This window comes from Xanthomonas sp. PPL134 (assembly GCF_040595915.1).
Lineage (GTDB): Bacteria > Pseudomonadota > Gammaproteobacteria > Xanthomonadales > Xanthomonadaceae > Xanthomonas_A > Xanthomonas_A indica.
Window position 1 is genome coordinate 1 of the sequence record NZ_JAMDLL010000027.1, and the last position, 1170, is coordinate 1170.

Annotated in this window: 1 protein-coding gene; it reads left to right on the forward strand. The window is 66.1% G+C overall.

Translation table 11 applies throughout. The annotated features are described in order from the left end of the window. The first annotated feature begins 232 nt into the window (after window positions 1-232). On the forward strand, window positions 233-1156 hold the full coding sequence (locus M3U25_RS20520) for a transposase (protein ID WP_355503875.1): 924 nt from the start codon (window positions 233-235) through the stop codon (window positions 1154-1156). Window positions 1157-1170 lie beyond the last annotated feature (14 nt).

A 1170-nucleotide genomic window follows, 5' to 3' on the forward strand; every position in this document is an offset into this window, starting at 1 on the left:
TCGCGGCTGAAGCCGCTTGTGTCTTATGAGGGTCTATCGTTGTAGGTGAGAGCGGAGTGCGGCAGGCCGTTTAGCCGCAGTGCCAAGCAAGCACGAGTAGGAGTCAGCGCCGCCGCACTCCGTACTCCTGCCTCACAAGCCCGAACAGTTGCCCGAGTCGCGAGCTCGAACTCCACAAGCATGGGCATCGGCAGGAGTGCTCTCACCCCTGAGTCTACTGCGGAGAACGTCTATGCGACGCTTTGTCGGGATCGATGTTGCCAAGGCCGAACTGGTCATTCATGTCCTGCCGGAGGGCCACACCTGGACCCAGCCGAACACCGCACAGGAGCGGCGTGCGCTGGCCCAGCGCCTGACGGGGCTGGACTGCGAGCGGATCGTGCTGGAAGCCAGTGGTGGCTATGAACATGCCCTGCTGCGAGTCCTTCGGGAGGCGGACCTGCCCGCGGCAAGGGTGGCCGCCGATCGTCCGCGGAACCTGGCCAAGGCCCTTGGCCTGCACGCCAAGACCGACGCCCTGGACGCGCGCCTGTTGGCCATCGCCGCCCAGCACATCCCGGCCACACCCACAGCCGTACTACCCGAGCATCTTCAGTCCCTGCGCGAATTGCTGGACCTACGCGACACTCTGGTCGGCCAGCGTGATGCCCATCGGCGGCGGCTGGAGCACATCACCAGCCCCGAGGTGCAAGGCCACTGCCAAGAGGTGATCGCCCTACTGAACCAGAAGATCCAGGCGTTGACGCGGCAGATCGAGCAGCAGGCTACGACCTGCTCCACCCTGCCGAAGGTGCCCGGACTTGGCGCGATCCTGCGCGCGGTCCTGGCCGCACGGCTGCCGGAACTGGGCAAGTTACCGCCGCGCAAGCTCGCTGCTCTGGTCGGGCTAGCCCCGTTCAATCGCGACAGCGGCCGCTGGCAGGGCCAGCGTCGCATCAAAGGCGGACGGGCCGAGATCCGACGCGTGCTGTACATGGCCACCTGGGCCAGCATCCGCGCCAAATCCCCCTTGGCCAAGACCTATGCCCGCCTGCGCGCGGCCGGCAAACCAGCCAAGGTCGCCATCGTCGCCTGCATGCACAAGTTCCTGCGCTGGCTCAACGCGATCGCGCGTGATCAGGCAGCGTATGCCCCTCCTGTCATCGCGGCTGCATGACAGTTGACTCCTAC

What these genes read in the sequence shown, in the direction of transcription:
- M3U25_RS20520 (WP_355503875.1), top strand. Translation starts at nt 233, where the DNA reads ATGCGACGCTTTGTCGGGATCGATGTTGCCAAGGCCGAACTGGTCATT.